14 protein-coding genes are annotated in these 15,283 nt (G+C 70.7%); 8 read left to right on the top strand and 6 right to left on the bottom strand.

The window, feature by feature from the left end:
* The first annotated feature begins 73 nt into the window (after window positions 1–73).
* From ACGFYU_RS23515 to pgi, 5 genes are all read left to right on the top strand, one after another.
* The gene (locus ACGFYU_RS23515; RefSeq protein ID WP_393829276.1) at window positions 74–1,285 is read left to right on the top strand and encodes a phosphoglycerate kinase; all 1,212 of its coding nucleotides are present in this window, start codon (window positions 74–76) and stop codon (window positions 1,283–1,285) included.
* Between the two features lie 6 nt (window positions 1,286–1,291).
* Window positions 1,292–2,080, top strand: coding sequence for a triose-phosphate isomerase (gene tpiA, locus ACGFYU_RS23520; RefSeq protein ID WP_393829277.1), 789 nt, complete (start codon window positions 1,292–1,294; stop codon window positions 2,078–2,080).
* A 141-nt stretch (window positions 2,081–2,221) separates the two neighbouring features.
* Window positions 2,222–2,452, top strand: a complete 231-nt coding sequence (gene secG / locus ACGFYU_RS23525) for a preprotein translocase subunit SecG (RefSeq protein ID WP_393829372.1) — start codon at window positions 2,222–2,224, stop codon at window positions 2,450–2,452.
* 179 nt (window positions 2,453–2,631) lie between these two features.
* Window positions 2,632–2,967, top strand: coding sequence for an RNA polymerase-binding protein RbpA (locus ACGFYU_RS23530; protein ID WP_007263454.1), 336 nt, complete (start codon window positions 2,632–2,634; stop codon window positions 2,965–2,967).
* A 139-nt stretch (window positions 2,968–3,106) separates the two neighbouring features.
* Window positions 3,107–4,762 carry a glucose-6-phosphate isomerase gene (pgi, locus tag ACGFYU_RS23535; RefSeq protein ID WP_393829373.1) on the top strand — a complete coding sequence of 552 codons (1,656 nt, stop codon included), beginning with the start codon at window positions 3,107–3,109 and terminating at the stop codon, window positions 4,760–4,762.
* 59 nt (window positions 4,763–4,821) lie between these two features.
* Here the strand turns inward: pgi and pgl are convergent, their stop codons facing one another.
* The 5 genes from pgl to tkt form a co-directional block, all read right to left on the bottom strand.
* Entirely contained in the window at window positions 4,822–5,604 is a 783-nt protein-coding gene (pgl, locus tag ACGFYU_RS23540; protein ID WP_393829278.1) for a 6-phosphogluconolactonase, read from the bottom strand.
* A gap of 79 nt (window positions 5,605–5,683) precedes the next feature.
* Window positions 5,684–6,724 carry a glucose-6-phosphate dehydrogenase assembly protein OpcA gene (opcA, locus tag ACGFYU_RS23545; RefSeq protein WP_393829279.1) on the bottom strand — a complete coding sequence of 347 codons (1,041 nt, stop codon included), beginning with the start codon at window positions 6,722–6,724 and terminating at the stop codon, window positions 5,684–5,686.
* Window positions 6,721–8,247, bottom strand: a complete 1,527-nt coding sequence (gene zwf, locus ACGFYU_RS23550) for a glucose-6-phosphate dehydrogenase (protein ID WP_393829280.1) — start codon at window positions 8,245–8,247, stop codon at window positions 6,721–6,723. Before zwf ends, opcA begins: the two co-directional genes overlap by 4 nt.
* Window positions 8,248–8,252: 5 nt before the next feature.
* Entirely contained in the window at window positions 8,253–9,371 is a 1,119-nt protein-coding gene (tal, locus tag ACGFYU_RS23555) for a transaldolase (protein ID WP_393829281.1), read from the bottom strand.
* Between the two features lie 35 nt (window positions 9,372–9,406).
* On the bottom strand, window positions 9,407–11,494 hold the full coding sequence (gene tkt / locus ACGFYU_RS23560) for a transketolase (RefSeq protein WP_393829282.1): 2,088 nt from the start codon (window positions 11,492–11,494) through the stop codon (window positions 9,407–9,409).
* 293 nt (window positions 11,495–11,787) lie between these two features.
* On the opposite strand from tkt, the gene ACGFYU_RS23565 reads away from it, so the two are divergent.
* From ACGFYU_RS23565 to ACGFYU_RS23575, 3 genes are all read left to right on the top strand, one after another.
* The gene (locus ACGFYU_RS23565) at window positions 11,788–12,735 is read left to right on the top strand and encodes a heme o synthase (RefSeq protein WP_393829374.1); all 948 of its coding nucleotides are present in this window, start codon (window positions 11,788–11,790) and stop codon (window positions 12,733–12,735) included.
* Window positions 12,736–12,759: 24 nt separating this feature from the next.
* Window positions 12,760–13,092, top strand: a complete 333-nt coding sequence (locus ACGFYU_RS23570) for a hypothetical protein (protein ID WP_393829283.1) — start codon at window positions 12,760–12,762, stop codon at window positions 13,090–13,092.
* Between the two features lie 110 nt (window positions 13,093–13,202).
* Window positions 13,203–14,297: an amidohydrolase gene (locus ACGFYU_RS23575; RefSeq protein ID WP_393829284.1), complete on the top strand. Its 1,095-nt coding sequence runs from the start codon at window positions 13,203–13,205 to the stop codon at window positions 14,295–14,297.
* Here the strand turns inward: ACGFYU_RS23575 and ACGFYU_RS23580 are convergent.
* Window positions 14,294–15,283 carry a heme A synthase gene (locus tag ACGFYU_RS23580; RefSeq protein WP_393829285.1) on the bottom strand — a complete coding sequence of 330 codons (990 nt, stop codon included), beginning with the start codon at window positions 15,281–15,283 and terminating at the stop codon, window positions 14,294–14,296. The two genes, ACGFYU_RS23575 and ACGFYU_RS23580, sit on opposite strands and share 4 nt — an antisense overlap.

Genomic DNA, 15,283 nt, shown 5'->3' on the forward strand with positions numbered 1-15,283 from the left:
CTGTCGCTTGTCTCGTACCCTCATCTCGCCCGGTGGGCCCTACGTCCCGCAGGGGAACAAGGAGTAGAAACACATGAAGACGATCGACGAACTTCTCGCCGAGGGCGTGGCCGGCAAGCGGGTCTTCGTCCGCGCCGACCTCAACGTTCCGCTGGCGAACGGCGAGATCACCGACGACGGCCGCATCCGCGCGGTCCAGCCCACGATCGCGAAGCTCGCCGAAGCCGGCGCCCGCGTCATCGTGGCCTCCCACCTGGGTCGCCCCAAGGGCGCCCCGGACCCGGCCTTCTCGCTCGCCCCGGCCGCCAAGCGCCTCGGTGAACTGCTGGGCGCGGACGTCGCGTTCGCCACCGACACCATCGGCGACTCCGCCAAGGCGACCGTCGCCGCCCTCGCCGACGGACAGGTCGCCGTCATCGAGAACCTGCGCTTCAACGCCGGTGAGACCGCGAAGGACGACGCCGAGCGCGGCGCCTTCGCGGACCGGCTCGCCGAGCTCGCCGACGTCTACGTCGGAGACGGCTTCGGCGCCGTCCACCGCAAGCACGCCTCGGTCTTCGACCTCCCCGCGCGCCTCCCGCACGCGGCCGGCTACCTCATCGCCACCGAGGTCGGCGTCCTGAAGAAGCTGACCGACGAGGTCAAGCGCCCGTACGTCGTGGTCCTCGGCGGCGCCAAGGTCTCCGACAAGCTCGCCGTCATCGACGAGCTCCTCGGCAAGGCCGACCGCATCCTCATCGGCGGCGGCATGGCCTACACCTTCCTCAAGGCCCTCGGCCACGAGGTCGGCATCTCCCTCCTCCAGGAGGACCAGATCCCGAAGGTGAACGAGTACATGCGGCGCGCGAAGGACACCGGCGTCGAGCTGGTGCTCCCGGTCGACGTGCTGGTCTCCAAGGACTTCCCCGACCTCAAGGGCAAGACCCCGGCCGACTTCGAGATCGTCGGCGTCGACGGGATCCCGAAGGAGAAGGAAGGCCTGGACATCGGCCCCAAGACGCGCGAGCTGTACGCGTCGAAGATCGCCGATGCCGAGACCGTCTTCTGGAACGGTCCCGTGGGTGTCTTCGAGCACCCCGACTACGCCGGTGGCACCACGGCCATCGCGCAGGCCCTCGTCGACAGCAGCGCCTTCACCGTCGTCGGTGGCGGCGACTCGGCCGCCGCCGTGCGCACGCTCGGCTTCGACGAGAATGCTTTCGGCCACATTTCCACCGGTGGCGGCGCCTCCCTCGAATACCTCGAGGGCAAGACGCTCCCCGGTCTCGCCGCCCTGGAGGGCTGACCCGTAATGACCGCTGTCGAAAACGGCCGCACCCCGCTGATGGCGGGCAACTGGAAGATGAACCTCAACCACCTCGAGGCCATCGCCCACGTCCAGAAGCTCGCCTTCGCGCTCAACGAGAAGGACTACGACGCCGTCGAGGTCGCGGTCCTGCCGCCCTTCGTCGACCTGCGCTCGGTCCAGACCCTGGTCGACGGCGACAAGCTGAAGATCAAGTACGGCGCCCAGGACATCTCGGCGCACGACTCCGGTGCCTACACCGGTGAGATCTCCGGCCCGATGCTGTCGAAGCTGAAGTGCACGTTCGTGGCCGTCGGCCACAGCGAGCGCCGCCAGTACCACGGCGAGAACGACGAGCTCTGCAACGCCAAGGTCAAGGCCGCCTTCAAGCACGGGATCACCCCGATCCTGTGCGTCGGCGAGGGCCTGGACATCCGCAAGGCCGGCCAGCAGGTCCAGTTCACGCTGAACCAGCTCGATGGCGGCCTCAAGGACATCCCGGCCGAGCAGGTCGAGTCCATCGTGATCGCGTACGAGCCCGTCTGGGCCATCGGGACCGGCGAGGTCGCCACCCCCGAGGACGCCCAGGAGGTCTGCGGGGCGATCCGCGGCCGCCTCGCGGAGCTGTACTCGCAGGAGCTGGCCGACAAGGTCCGCATCCAGTACGGCGGCTCGGTGAAGTCCGGCAACATCGCCGCGATCATGGCCCAGCCCGACGTCGACGGCGCCCTGATCGGCGGCGCGGCCCTGGACGCGGACGAGTTCGTCAAGATCGTCCGCTTCCGCGACCAGTAGCCACCGCAGTGAGTATGCGGTAGCACGGATCCGTCGTACCCTTGCGGGGGCCGGAGGCTGGACACCAGCCGCCGGCCCCCGCGCACATCCCAGCGCAGCCGAAAAGCCTGGAAAGCCAGAAAGTAGGAATCAGCCGTGATTATGGGGTTCTCGATCGCCCTGATCGTCTTCAGCGCCCTGCTGATGCTGCTCGTGCTGATGCACAAGGGCAAGGGCGGCGGCCTTTCCGACATGTTCGGCGGCGGCATGCAGTCGTCGGTCGGCGGTTCCTCCGTCGCGGAGCGGAACCTCGACCGCATCACCGTCGTGGTCGGTCTGCTCTGGTTCGCGTGCATCATCGCGCTCGGCCTGCTGATGAAGTCGAGCAGCTGACCGTTCTCGCCATTTGGGCAGTCCGGTGGGCAACGCCCGGCCTATCATGAGGTCCGTCGTCCAAGACTGGAATTAGTAACTCCGGTCACTGGACGTGCGTTGGGCCTTACGTAGACTTGGGCGCCCGCGGCGGAAATCCACTCACGCTCCGCGGCACCATCACGCAGGGAGTTACGACCGTGGCAAGTGGCAACGCGATCCGTGGTAGCCGGGTCGGAGCGGGGCCGATGGGTGAGGCCGAGCGCGGCGAGTCCGCGCCCCGCCTGCGCATCTCCTTCTGGTGCTCGAACGGGCACGAGACGCAGCCGAGCTTCGCCAGTGACGCGCAGGTGCCGGACACCTGGGACTGCCCGCGCTGCGGGTTCCCGGCCGGCCAGGACCGGGACAACCCGCCCGCGCCGCCGCGTACGGAGCCTTATAAGACGCACCTGGCGTACGTACGGGAGCGGCGGACGGACGCCGACGGCGAGGCCATCCTCGCCGAGGCCCTCGCCAAACTCCGCGGCGAGATCTGAGTGGTGACCGGAGGCCCGGTCGTGCAGGAGTCTTCTCCTGTTCGACCGGGCCTCTTTGTGTGGGTTGTGCCGCTTCCGATCCCTTAAGTTGGAGATCGGCGGGGCACGACAGGACGGAAGAAACGGGTTGATGTCCGAGATGAACGCAGACAGCAGTACGAAGCTCAACCGGACCGCGGAGTGGCTGGCGCTCGGCAAGCACCGGGAGGAATTCGGGCAGACGCATCTGCGGGAGCTGTTCGAGGAGAATCCGGGCCGCGGGAGCGACTACACCCTGCGGGTCGGGGACCTGCACATCGACTACTCGAAGCACCTCGTCACCGACGAGACGCTGGCGCTGCTGCGCGAACTGGCGGCGGCGACGGGCGTGGCCGAGCTGCGCGAGGCGATGTTCCGCGGCGAGAAGATCAACACCACGGAGCACCGGGCGGTCCTGCACACCGCCCTGCGCGCACCGAAGGACGCCGTCGTCGAGGTGGACGGCGAGAACGTCGTCCCCGGCGTGCACGCCGTCCTCGACAAGATGGCGGCCTTCTCCGACCAGGTCAGGTCGGGGGTGTGGACCGGCTTCACCGGACAGCGCATCAGGAACGTCGTCAACATCGGCATCGGCGGCTCCGACCTCGGTCCGGCGATGGCGTACGAGGCCCTGCGGGCCTTCACCGACCGCATGCTGACCGTGCGCTTCGTGTCGAACGTGGACGGCGCCGACCTGCACGAGGCGGTACGGGACCTGGACCCGGCCGAGACGCTGTTCATCATCGCCTCCAAGACCTTCACCACCATCGAGACCATCACCAACGCCGAATCGGCGCGGGAGTGGCTGCTGGACGGGCTGGGCGGCGACCGGGCGGCGGTGGCACGGCACTTCGTGGCGCTGTCCACCAACGCCGAGAAGGTCACCGGATTCGGCATCGACGCGGCCAACATGTTCGAGTTCTGGGACTGGGTCGGCGGACGCTACTCCTTCGACTCGGCCATCGGGCTCTCCCTGATGATCGCGATCGGCCCGGAGGCCTTCCGGGAGCTGCTCGGGGGCTTCCACACCATGGACCGGCACTTCCGCACGGCGCCGCCGGAGGAGAACGCCCCGCTGCTGCTGGGCCTGTTGGGCATCTGGTACGGGGCCTTCTTCGACGCCCAGTCGCACGCCGTGCTCCCGTACAGCTACTACCTCTCCCGCTTCACGGCGTACTTGCAGCAGCTGGAGATGGAGTCCAACGGCAAGTCCGTGGACCGCGACGGCAATCCGGTGGAGTGGCAGACCGGCCCGGTGGTGTGGGGCACGCCCGGCACCAACGGGCAGCACGCCTACTACCAGCTGATCCACCAGGGGACGAAGGTGATCCCCGCCGACTTCATCGGCTTCGCGCACCCCGTGGCGGAGCTGGAGACGGCCCTGGCGGCCCAGCACGACCTGCTGATGGCGAACTTCTTCGCGCAGACGCAGGCGCTGGCTTTCGGCAAGACGGCCCAGGAGGTACGGGCGGAGGGTGCCCCGGAGTCCCTGGTCCCGCACAAGACCTTCCAGGGGAACCACCCGACGACCACCATCCTGGCCACCGAGCTCACCCCGGCGGTGCTGGGGCAGCTGATCGCGCTGTACGAGCACAAGGTGTTCGTCCAGGGCGCGGTGTGGAACATCGACTCCTTCGACCAGTGGGGCGTGGAGCTCGGCAAGGTCCTCGCCAAGCGGGTGGAGCCCGCGCTGACGGAGGGCGCGGACGTACCGGGCCTGGACGCCTCCACGAAGGCCCTGGTGGCCACGTACCGGCAGCTGCGCGGCCGCAGCTGAGGTCTGCCGACGGCAGAGCGCCCCGCACCTTCGAGGTGCGGGGCGCTCTGCTCGCTGCGTCAGGCCGAGGCGGGCGGGTACATCCCGGCGGGGAGCTTGGCCGCCGCCGCGCGGTCCAGGAGCCACAGGGTGCGGGAGCGGCCGTACGCCTCCGCGGCCGGGGCCTGGACCCCGCCGGCGCCGCCGAGGGCGATGGCCACCGCGCCGGCCTTGTCCTCGCCCGCCGCCAGCAGCCAGACCTCACGGGCCGCCCGGATGGCCGGGAGGGTCAGCGAGATCCGGGTGGGCGGGGGCTTCGGGGCGCCGTGCACGCCGACCACCGTGCGGTCGGTCTCGCGCGTCGCCGGGTGCTCCGGGAAGAGGGATGCCACGTGGGTGTCGGGGCCCACGCCCAGCATGAGCACGTCGAAGCGGGGGACCGGGCCGTGGTCCTCCGGGCCGGCCGCGCGCGCGAGCTCGGCCGCGTACGAGGCCGCCGCCGCGTCCACGTCGGGCCCGTGCGGGCCGTCCGAGGCGGGCATGACGTGGACCCGGGCCGGGTCCACGGGCACGGCGTCCAGGAGGGCCGCACGGGCCTGGGTGTGGTTGCGGTCGGGGTCGTCGGCGGGGACGTACCGCTCGTCGCCCCACCAGAGGTCCAGCCGGGCCCAGTCGACGGCGTCCCGGGCCGGGGCGGCGGCGAGCGCCGCGAGGAGGCCGTTGCCGTTGCGGCCGCCGGTGAGGACCACGGACGCGGTGCCGCGGGCCGTCTGTGCGTCCACGATCTTCGTGATGAGCCGGGCCGCCGCGGCCTGGGCCATCAGCTCCTTGTCCCGGTGGACGACGACTTGGGGAGTCGTCATACCCATGTGCTGCCGCCTTTGTCGTAGTGCCGAACGCCGGAGGGGCTGCTGTCAGCCCCTCCGGCGTTCGAGGGCACGGTCATTGCTGCTTGGCCGCGGCCTTCTTGGCCGGCTTGGGGGCCGGCTGGGCCGGCTTCGGGGCCGCGGGGGCGGGCTCCTCGGCCTTGGCCGGGGCCGGGGCCGGCGCGGCTGCCGCGGACTCCAGGCGGGTCACGCCGAACTTCAGCGAGGACTCGTACGTGTTGTCCGGGTCCAGGCGGCGGAGTTCCTCCGCCAGGAGCTCGGCCGTGTCGCGCCGCTTCAGCGCCACCGCACGGTCCGGCTGCCCCGGCATGGACAGCGTGGCCAGGGACCCGTCCGCCCGGTCCAGGACGATCGCGCCGTCCTTGGTCTCCAGGCGTACGGCCGTCAGGCCCGGGCCCGCCGACAGCGTGCGCTGGACCGGCACTCCGAGACGGTCCGCCAGCCACATGGCCAGCAGTTCGCAGCTCGGGTTGTCGTCCTCGCCCTCCACGGTCGCCGAGGTGACCTTCAGGGCCTGCTGGTCCAGCGCGGCGGCCAGCATCGAGCGCCACGGGGTGATCCGGGTCCAGGACAGGTCCGTGTCGCCGGGGGCGTAGGACGAGGCCCGGGCCGCGAGCGCCCCGATCGGCTCCTCGCAGGAGTACGTGTCGGTGATCCGGCGCTGCCCGAGCGCACCCAGCGGGTCGCCCGCCAGGTCCGACGGAGCACCCTCGGGCCACCAGACGACCACCGGAGCGTCCGGCAGCAGGAGCGGGAGAACCACCGACTGGGCGTGGTCGACCAGTTCGCCGTGAAGGCGGAGCACAACCGTTTCGCCGGTGCCGGAGTCCGCCCCGACGCGGACTTCCGCGTCGAGACGGGCGTCGCGGCGGCTGCGCGGCGAGCGGCTGACCCGCTTGATGACGACGACGATCCGCGAGGGGTGTTCGTGGGACGCGTCGTTCGCCGACTTGAGCGCGTCGTACGCGTTCTCCTCGTCGGTCACGATCACCAGCGTGAGGACCATGCCGATGGCCGGCGTGCCGATGTCCCGGCGTGCCTGCACCATCGCGGCATTGATCTTGCTGGAGTTGGTCTCCGTGAGGTCGATCTTCATGGCCGGCGCCAGCTCCGTCCGTCTCGTGCGAGCATCTCGTCCGCCTCGACCGGCCCCCAGGTGCCCGCCGGGTACTGCGCGGGCTTGCCGTGCTTGTCCCAGTACTCCTCGATCGGGTCGAGGATGTTCCAGGAGAGCTCGACTTCCTGGTGGCGCGGGAAGAGGTTCGCGTCGCCGAGGAGCACGTCGAGGATGAGCCGCTCGTAGGCCTCCGGGCTCGACTCCGTGAAGGACTCGCCGTAGGCGAAGTCCATCGTGACGTCCCGGACCTCCATGGAGGTGCCCGGAACCTTGGAGCCAAAGCGCACCGTCACGCCCTCGTCCGGCTGGACCCGGATGACCAGGGCGTTCTGCCCCAGCTCCTCGGTCGCGCCCGACTCGAACGGCAGGTACGGGGCACGCTTGAAGACCACGGCGATCTCCGTCACCCGGCGGCCCAGGCGCTTGCCCGTCCGCAGGTAGAAGGGGACGCCCGCCCAGCGGCGGTTGTTGATCTCCAGGCGGATGGCCGCGTACGTGTCGGTCTTCGACTTGGGGTCGATGCCGTCCTCTTCGAGGTACCCGACGACCTTCTCGCCGCCCTGCCACGCCGCCGCGTACTGGCCGCGCACGGTGTGCTTGCCCAGGTCCTCGGGCAGCTGCACGGCCGTCAGGACCTTGAGCTTCTCGGCCACCAGCGCCTTGGGGTGGAAGGAGCCGGGCTCCTCCATCGCCGTCAGCGCGAGCAGCTGGAGCAGGTGGTTCTGGATGACGTCGCGGGCCGCGCCGATGCCGTCGTAGTACCCGGCCCGGCCGCCGATGCCGATGTCCTCGGCCATGGTGATCTGCACGTGGTCGACGTACGACCGGTTCCAGATCGGCTCGAACATGGTGTTGGCGAAGCGGAGCGCCAGGATGTTCTGGACGGTCTCCTTGCCGAGGTAGTGGTCGATCCGGAAGACCTCGTCACGCGGGAAGACCTCGTGGACGACCTTGTTGAGCTCCTCGGCGCTCTTCAGGTCGTGGCCGAAGGGCTTCTCGATGACGGCACGCCGCCAGGAGCCCTCCTTCTGCGCCAGTCCGTGGTCCTTGAGCTGCTGGACCACCTTGGGGAAGAACTTCGGGGGGACGGACAGGTAGAAGGCGAAGTTGCCGCCGGTGCCCTGCGCCTTGTCCAGCTCCTCGATCGTCGACTTCAGCGTCTCGAACGCCTGGTCGTCGTCGAAGTCGCCCTGGACGAAGCGGCAGCCCTGCACCAGCTGCTGCCAGACCTCCTCGCGGAAGGGCGTGCGGGAGTGCTCCTTGACCGCGTCGTGGACCTCCTGCGCGAAGTCCTCGTCCTGCCACTCGCGGCGGGCGAACCCGATGAGGGAGAAGCCCGGCGGGAGCAGACCGCGGTTGGCCAGGTCGTAGACGGCAGGCATCAGCTTCTTGCGCGACAGGTCACCCGTAACGCCGAAAATGACCAGGCCGGACGGCCCCGCGATGCGCGGGAGCCGCCGGTCCTGTGCGTCACGAAGCGGGTTCGCTCCGTTTACAGACAAGGTGTTCAGGCCTCCGTGGGGGCGAGGCGCTGGAGCTCCGCCTCGGTCGACTTCAGCAGGTCGTTCCAGGACGCCTCGAACTTCTCGACGCCCTCGTCCTCGAGCAGCTGCACCACATCGTCGTACGAGATGCCCAGCTTCGCGACCGCGTCGAGCTCGGCGCGGGCCTGCTCGTAGGTGCCGCGCACGGTGTCACCCGTGATCTGCCCGTGGTCGGCGGTGGCCTCCAGGGTGGCCTCCGGCATGGTGTTCACCGTGTTCGGGGCGACCAGGTCGTCCACGTACAGGGTGTCCTTGTACGCCGGGTCCTTGACGCCCGTCGAGGCCCACAGCGCGCGCTGCTTGTTGGCGCCGACCCGCTCCAGGGCGGCCCAGCGGTCCGAGGAGAAGACCTCCTCGTACGCCTCGTAGGCCAGACGGGCGTTGGCGAGGGCCGCCTTGCCCTTGAGGGCCTTCGCCTCGTCGGTGCCGACGGCGTCGAGGCGCTTGTCGATCTCGGTGTCCACCCGGGACACGAAGAAGGAGGCGACCGAGTGGATCAGGGAGAGGTCCAGGCCCGCGGCCTTGGCCTTCTCCAGACCCGCCAGGTACGCGTCCATGACCTCGCGGTAGCGCTCCAGCGAGAAGATCAGCGTGACGTTGACGCTGATGCCCTTGCCGATGACCTCGGTGATCGCCGGCAGGCCGGCCTTGGTCGCCGGGATCTTGATGAGCGTGTTCGGACGGTCCACCAGCCAGGCGAGCTGCTTGGCCTCGGCGATGGTCGCCGCGGTGTCGTGGGCCAGGCGCGGGTCGACCTCGATCGACACGCGGCCGTCCTGGCCGTCGGTGCGGTCGTAGACCGGGCGCAGGATGTCGGCGGCGTCGCGGACGTCCGCCGTGGTGATCATGCGCAGGGCCTCGTCCACGGTGACCTTGCGGGTCGCGAGGTCGGTGAGCTGCTGCTCGTAGCCCTCGCCGCCGCTGATCGCCTTCTGGAAGATCGCCGGGTTGGTGGTGACACCGACCACGTGCGACTGGTCGATGAGCTCCGCCAGGTTGCCCGACGTGATGCGCTTGCGGGACAGGTCGTCCAGCCAGATCGCCACGCCCTCGTCGGAGAGGCGCTTGAGTGCGTCTGTCATGGGAATTGCATCTCCTACTGGTTCTTGTACCGGCGTCAGCGGGCGGCGGCGGACAGAGAGTCCTTGGCGGCGGCGGTCACGGCCTCGGCGGTGAAGCCGAACTCGCGGAACAGCACCTTCGCGTCGGCGGAGGCACCGAAGTGCTCCAGCGACACGATCCGGCCCGCGTCGCCGACGTAACGGTGCCAGGTCAGGCCGATGCCCGCCTCGACCGCGACTCGCGCCTTGACGGAGGGCGGCAGGACGCTGTCCTTGTACGCCTGGTCCTGCTCCTCGAACCACTCGACGGACGGCATGGAGACCACGCGGGTCGGGACGCCCTCGGCCTGCAGCGCCTCGCGGGCGGCGACGGCGAGCTGGACCTCGGAGCCGGTGCCGATGAGGACGACCTGGGCGTCGCCACCTTCGGCCTCGAAGAGCACGTAACCGCCCTTGGCGGCGTCCTCGTTGCGCTCGTAGGTCGGAACGCCCTGGCGGGTGAGCGCCAGACCGTGCGGGGCGCCCTTGCCGAACACCTTGGTGTGGCGCTTGAGGATCTCGCGCCAGGCGACGGCCGTCTCGTTCGCGTCGGCCGGACGGACGATGTTCAGGCCCGGGATGGCGCGCAGCGAGGCCAGGTGCTCGACCGGCTGGTGCGTCGGGCCGTCCTCGCCGAGGCCGATGGAGTCGTGCGTCCACACGTACGTGACCGGCAGGTGCATCAGCGCGGAGAGGCGGACGGCGTTGCGCATGTAGTCGGAGAACACCAGGAAGGTGCCGCCGTAGATGCGGGTGTGGCCGTGCAGCGCGATGCCGTTCATGGCGGCGGCCATGGCGTGCTCGCGGATGCCGAAGTGGACGGTGCGGCCGTACGGGTCGGCCTCCGGCAGCGGGTTGCCCTTCGGCAGGAACGAGGAGTTCTTGTCGATGGTGGTGTTGTTGGAGCCGGCCAGGTCGGCCGAGCCGCCCCACAGCTCCGGGATGACGGCGCCGAGCGCCTGGAGCACCTTGCCGGAGGCGGCGCGGGTGGCGACGCCCTTGCCGGCCTCGAAGACGGGGAGCTCGTCCTCCCAGCCCGCGGGCAGCTCGTTGGCGTTGACGCGGTCGAACTCGGCGGCGCGCTCCGGGTTGGCGGTGCGCCAGGCGGAGAACTCCTTCTCCCAGGCGGCGCGGGCCTCGCGGCCGCGGTCCCCGAGGGCGCGGGTGTGCGCGATGACCTCGTCGGAGACCTCGAAGGTCTGCTCCGGGTCGAAGCCGAGGACGCGCTTGGTGGCCGCGACCTCGTCGTCGCCGAGTGCCGAGCCGTGCGAGGCCTCGGTGCCCTGGGCGTGCGGGGCCGGCCAGGCGATGATCGAGCGGGCCGCGATGAAGGAGGGGCGCTCCGTCTCGGCCTTGGCGGCCTGGAGGGCGGCGAAGAGGGCCTTCGGGTCGAGGTCGCCGTTCTCCTGCTGCTCGACGCGCTGGACGTGCCAGCCGTACGCCTCGTAGCGCTTCATGGTGTCCTCGGAGACGGCGGTCTCCGTGTCACCCTCGATGGAGATGTGGTTGTCGTCCCAGAGGAGGACGAGGTTGCCCAGCTTCTGGTGGCCGGCCAGCGCGGACGCCTCGTGGGAGATGCCCTCCTGGAGGCAGCCGTCGCCCGCGACCGCGTAGACCATGTGGTCGAACGGGGAGGCGCCCGGGGCGGCCTCCGGGTCGAACAGGCCGCGCTCGTAGCGGGCGGCCATGGCCATGCCCACCGCGTTGGCGATGCCCTGGCCGAGCGGGCCGGTGGTGGTCTCGACGGCCGCCGTGTGGCCGTACTCCGGGTGGCCGGGCGTCTTGGAGCCCCAGGTGCGGAACGCCTTGAGGTCGTCCAGCTCCAGCCCGAAGCCGCCGAGGTAGAGCTGGGTGTAAAGGGTGAGGGACGAGTGGCCCGCGGAGAGGACGAAGCGGTCGCGGCCCACCCACTCGTGGTCCGCCGGGTCGTGCCGCATCACCTTCTGGAAGAGGGTGTACGCGGCGGGGGCCAGGCTCATCGCCGTACCGGGGTGGCCGTTTCCGACCTTCTGGACCGCGTCAGCGGCCAGGATGCGGGCGGTGTCGACGGCCCGCTGGTCCAGTTCGGTCCACTCGAGCTCTGTGGTGGTCGGCTTGGTGCTCACCGTGGGTCAGGGCTCCTCTCCACATGTCTGTTACCCGGTGACGAACGGTGCACCGGCGCGATTCCGAGCCTACCCCCGCCACGGCGTGCAGCTATTCGAGTGCCCACAGTCCGTCACCGCGTCGGCAGCCGGTGTTCACCTGCCCGTCCCGGTCCGATCGGCCCAACACGAAGCGACCCCCGCGCGGGGCGACGTAAGCGCAACGTCTAGAGTGGCGCGGTACGTGCAAGCCTTTACCGGGCCTTCATTCCTTGCGGGGCCTGAGTCGGAGCTTGCTGGATTCTCTGTCAGGGGTGTGCGTGACGGCCGTCGAATCCCGTCCAGCGGGGGTGCTCGGGACGAGCCCCGGTCACCGGCCGTTCGGGGCCCGGGCCATGGCTTTCGTGGCTTTGACCAAGCCTCGGATCATCGAACTTCTGCTGATCACCACAGTGCCGGTGATGTTCCTCGCCGAGCAGGGCGTGCCCTCGCTGTGGCTGGTGCTCGCCACGTGCTTCGGCGGTTACCTGTCAGCGGGCGGCGCCAACGCGCTGAACATGTACATCGACCGCGACATCGACGCGCTGATGGACCGGACCTCGCAGCGCCCGCTGGTGACCGGCATGGTCAGCCCGCGCGAGTGCCTGGTCTTCGGGATCACCCTCGGGGTGGTCTCCACCCTCTTCTTCGGCCTGCTGATCAACTGGCTGTCGGCCGCCCTCGCGCTCGGCGCGCTCCTCTTCTACGTCGTCGTCTACACGATGCTGCTGAAGCGGCGCACCGCCCAGAACATCGTCTGGGGCGGGATCGCGGGCTGCATGCCGGTGCTCATCGGCTGGTCCGCCGTCAGGAACGAGGTCTCCTGGGCCGCGGTCATCCTCTTCCTCGTCATCTTCTTCTGGACGCCGCCGCACTACTGGCCGCTGTCGATGAAGGTGAAGGAGGACTACGCGCGTGTCGGCGTTCCGATGCTGCCCGTCGTGGCCGGGAACAAGGTCGTGGCCCGTCAGATCGTCCTCTACAGCTGGGTGATGGTGGCGGTCTCGCTGCTGCTGACCCCGCTGGGGTACACCGGCTGGTTCTACACCTCGGTCGCGCTGCTCGCGGGCGGCTGGTGGCTGTGGGAGGCGCACGCGCTGCACGCGCGGGCCAAGGCGGGAGTGACGGGCGCGAAGCTCAAGGAGATGCGCCTGTTCCACTGGTCGATCACCTATGTGTCGCTGCTCTTCGTGGCGGTGGCTGTGGATCCCTTCCTCCGTTGATTACTCACCGGTAGCATGCCGTCCATGGCAGACACCGCAGACAAGAAGCAGGACCGGAAGGCCGGCAAGCTGGCCAAGCAGATCGGCGCGTTCGCCAGGCAGCACGGCGGCGCCGAGGGTCAGCTCGCCCACATCGGCCAGGCCGGCACCCGCATCGTGCTCGTCGGCACGGACGGCGGCTGGGGCGACCTGGTGGCCCCGACCTTCGCCACGGCACAGCTGGCCGCCGAGAAGGCGGGCCTGACCCTCCACGAGGAGTTCGACGGGGAGTTCGCCGCGCGCGTGCGGACCGGCCCGTACGAGTGGACGCGGATGGCGGGCATCCAGCTGGGCGGCCCCGAGAACCCGGCGGCCTGATCGACCCCCAGGTGGTTGCTCGGTCAACAGCGCGAGCAACACCTCACACACCGCTCACCCGTTAGGACGTGTGGAAGCCCCTTCCTCACGTCCGCAAACGGGATGCCCGGATGATCGAAACGCCGCCCCTGGTGGACCAGTACTGCCACGGATTCCTCCGTACGGAGCTGGGCCTGGGCACCTTCGAGGCCCAGCTGATCCGCTCGGCCGGCCCGCCCGCACCGGGCACCACCTTCTTCGACACCCAGACCGGCTTCGCGGTGCGCCGGTGGTGCCCGCCGCTCCTCGGGCTGGAGCCGCACGCCGCCCCCGCCCGCTATCTGGCCCGGCGGCGCGAGCTGGGCACGGCCGAATCCGCGCGGCGGCTGCTGCGCGGGTCCGGGGTCGGCGCCTACCTGGTGGACACGGGCGTGCCCGGGGACCTCGCCGGGCCCAAGGAGCTGGCGCTCGCCGGGGACGCCGAGGCCTTCGAGACGGTCCGGCTGGAATTACTGGCCGAGCAGGCCGCGGACACCTCCGGGACGGTGCCCGCCTTCCTCGCCAACCTCGCCGAGGCCGTGCACCACGCCGCCACCGGGGCCACCGCCTTCACCTGCGGTGCGGCCGCGGGATCCGCCGCCGCCCTCGCCCCCGAGCCGCCCGATCCGGGCGAGGTGGGCGGTGCGGCCGGGCGGTGGCTGGCCCGGCGGACCCGGGGCGGGGCCGTGGCGGACCCCGTACTCCTGCGGCACCTGGTGTGGAGCGCGGTGGCGTCCGGGCTGCCGCTCCAGCTGCACACCGGAGCGGAGGATCCGGCCCCGCTGGCGGAGTTCGTACGGGCCACCGCGGGCCTGGGCGCGCGGCTGGTCCTGCTCGGCGCGTACCCGTACCACCGGCACACGGCACGGCTGGCCGCGGCCTTCCCGCACGTCTACGCCGACGCAGGCGCGGCCCTCGCACCGACCGGGGCGCGGGCCGCGGCCGTCCTGGCGGAGTCGCTGGAGCTGGCGCCGTTCGGCAAGCTGCTGTTCTCCAGCGGCGGCCGGCGCCTGCCCGAGCTGCACGCGGTGGGCGCCCTGGTCTTCCGGGAGGCGCTGGGCCGGGTGCTGGGCGGCTGGGTCGCCGACGGGTCCTGGACCTGGCGGGACGCGGACCGGGTGGCCGCCATGGTCGCGGCGGGCAATGCCCGCCGCGTCTACCGGCTCGACGAGCGGGCGCGCCCCTAGACGGCGGAGAGCTGGGCGTCGCCCTGGGCGGGGATCTCCGCCTGCTCGGCCGGCCGCTCGCGCAGGCTCAGCGCGACGCGGAGCACCGCGATCCACACGAGGCAGGAGCCGAGCATGTGGGCGGCGACGAGGACCTCGGGCAGCTGCGTGAAGAACTGCACGTAGCCGATGGCGCCCTGCGCCAGCAGCACGATCAGCAGATCGCGGGCGCGGGCCCGGGTGTCGACGGGCGCGTCCACCACCCGCAGCACCAGCCACATCGCGAGGGCCAGTGCGCAGACCAGCCAGGCGGCGACGGCGTGCACGTGGGCGGTGGCCGCCCAGTCGAACGGCATCCGCTTGATCTCGCTCTTGTCGCCGGCGTGCGGCCCGGAGCCGGTCACGACCGTGCCCGCCGCGATCAGCACGAGGGCGGTGGCGATCAGCGCCCACGACAGCTTGCGCACCGGGCCGGGCACGCGCGGCCGGGGCTCGCTGTCGCCCTCGCGGGTGCGCTGCCAGGAGACGGTGGTGACCGCGATCAGGCCGGTGGCGAGCAGGAAGTGCCCGGCGACGCTGTACGGGTTGAGCCCGGTCAGGACGGTGATGCCGCCGAGGACCGCATTGCCCATCACGAGGGCGAACTGCACCCAGCCGAGCTTCGTCAGCGAGTGCCGCCACGGCTTGGCCGCGCGCGCCGCGAGGATGAACCAGCCGACCGCCGCGCAGAGCACGTACGTCAGCATCCGGTTGCCGAACTCGATGGCGCCGTGGAAGCCCTGGGCCTGCGTCACGACGAGGCTGTCGTCGGTGCACTTGGGCCAGGTGTCGCAGCCGAGACCGGATCCGGTCAGCCGCACCGCGCCACCGGTGACGATGATGGCCACGCTCATCAGGAGCGCGGCGGACGCGGCCCGCCGGACGGTCCGGGGTGACGGCGTCCAGCGATCGGCGATGTATGCGAATGGGTTCAACACGGCCCCTATCGTAGGCGCCGCCTTGTGCAA

The organism is Streptomyces sp. NPDC048337, assembly GCF_043201175.1.
Classification (GTDB): Bacteria; Actinomycetota; Actinomycetes; order Streptomycetales; family Streptomycetaceae; genus Streptomyces.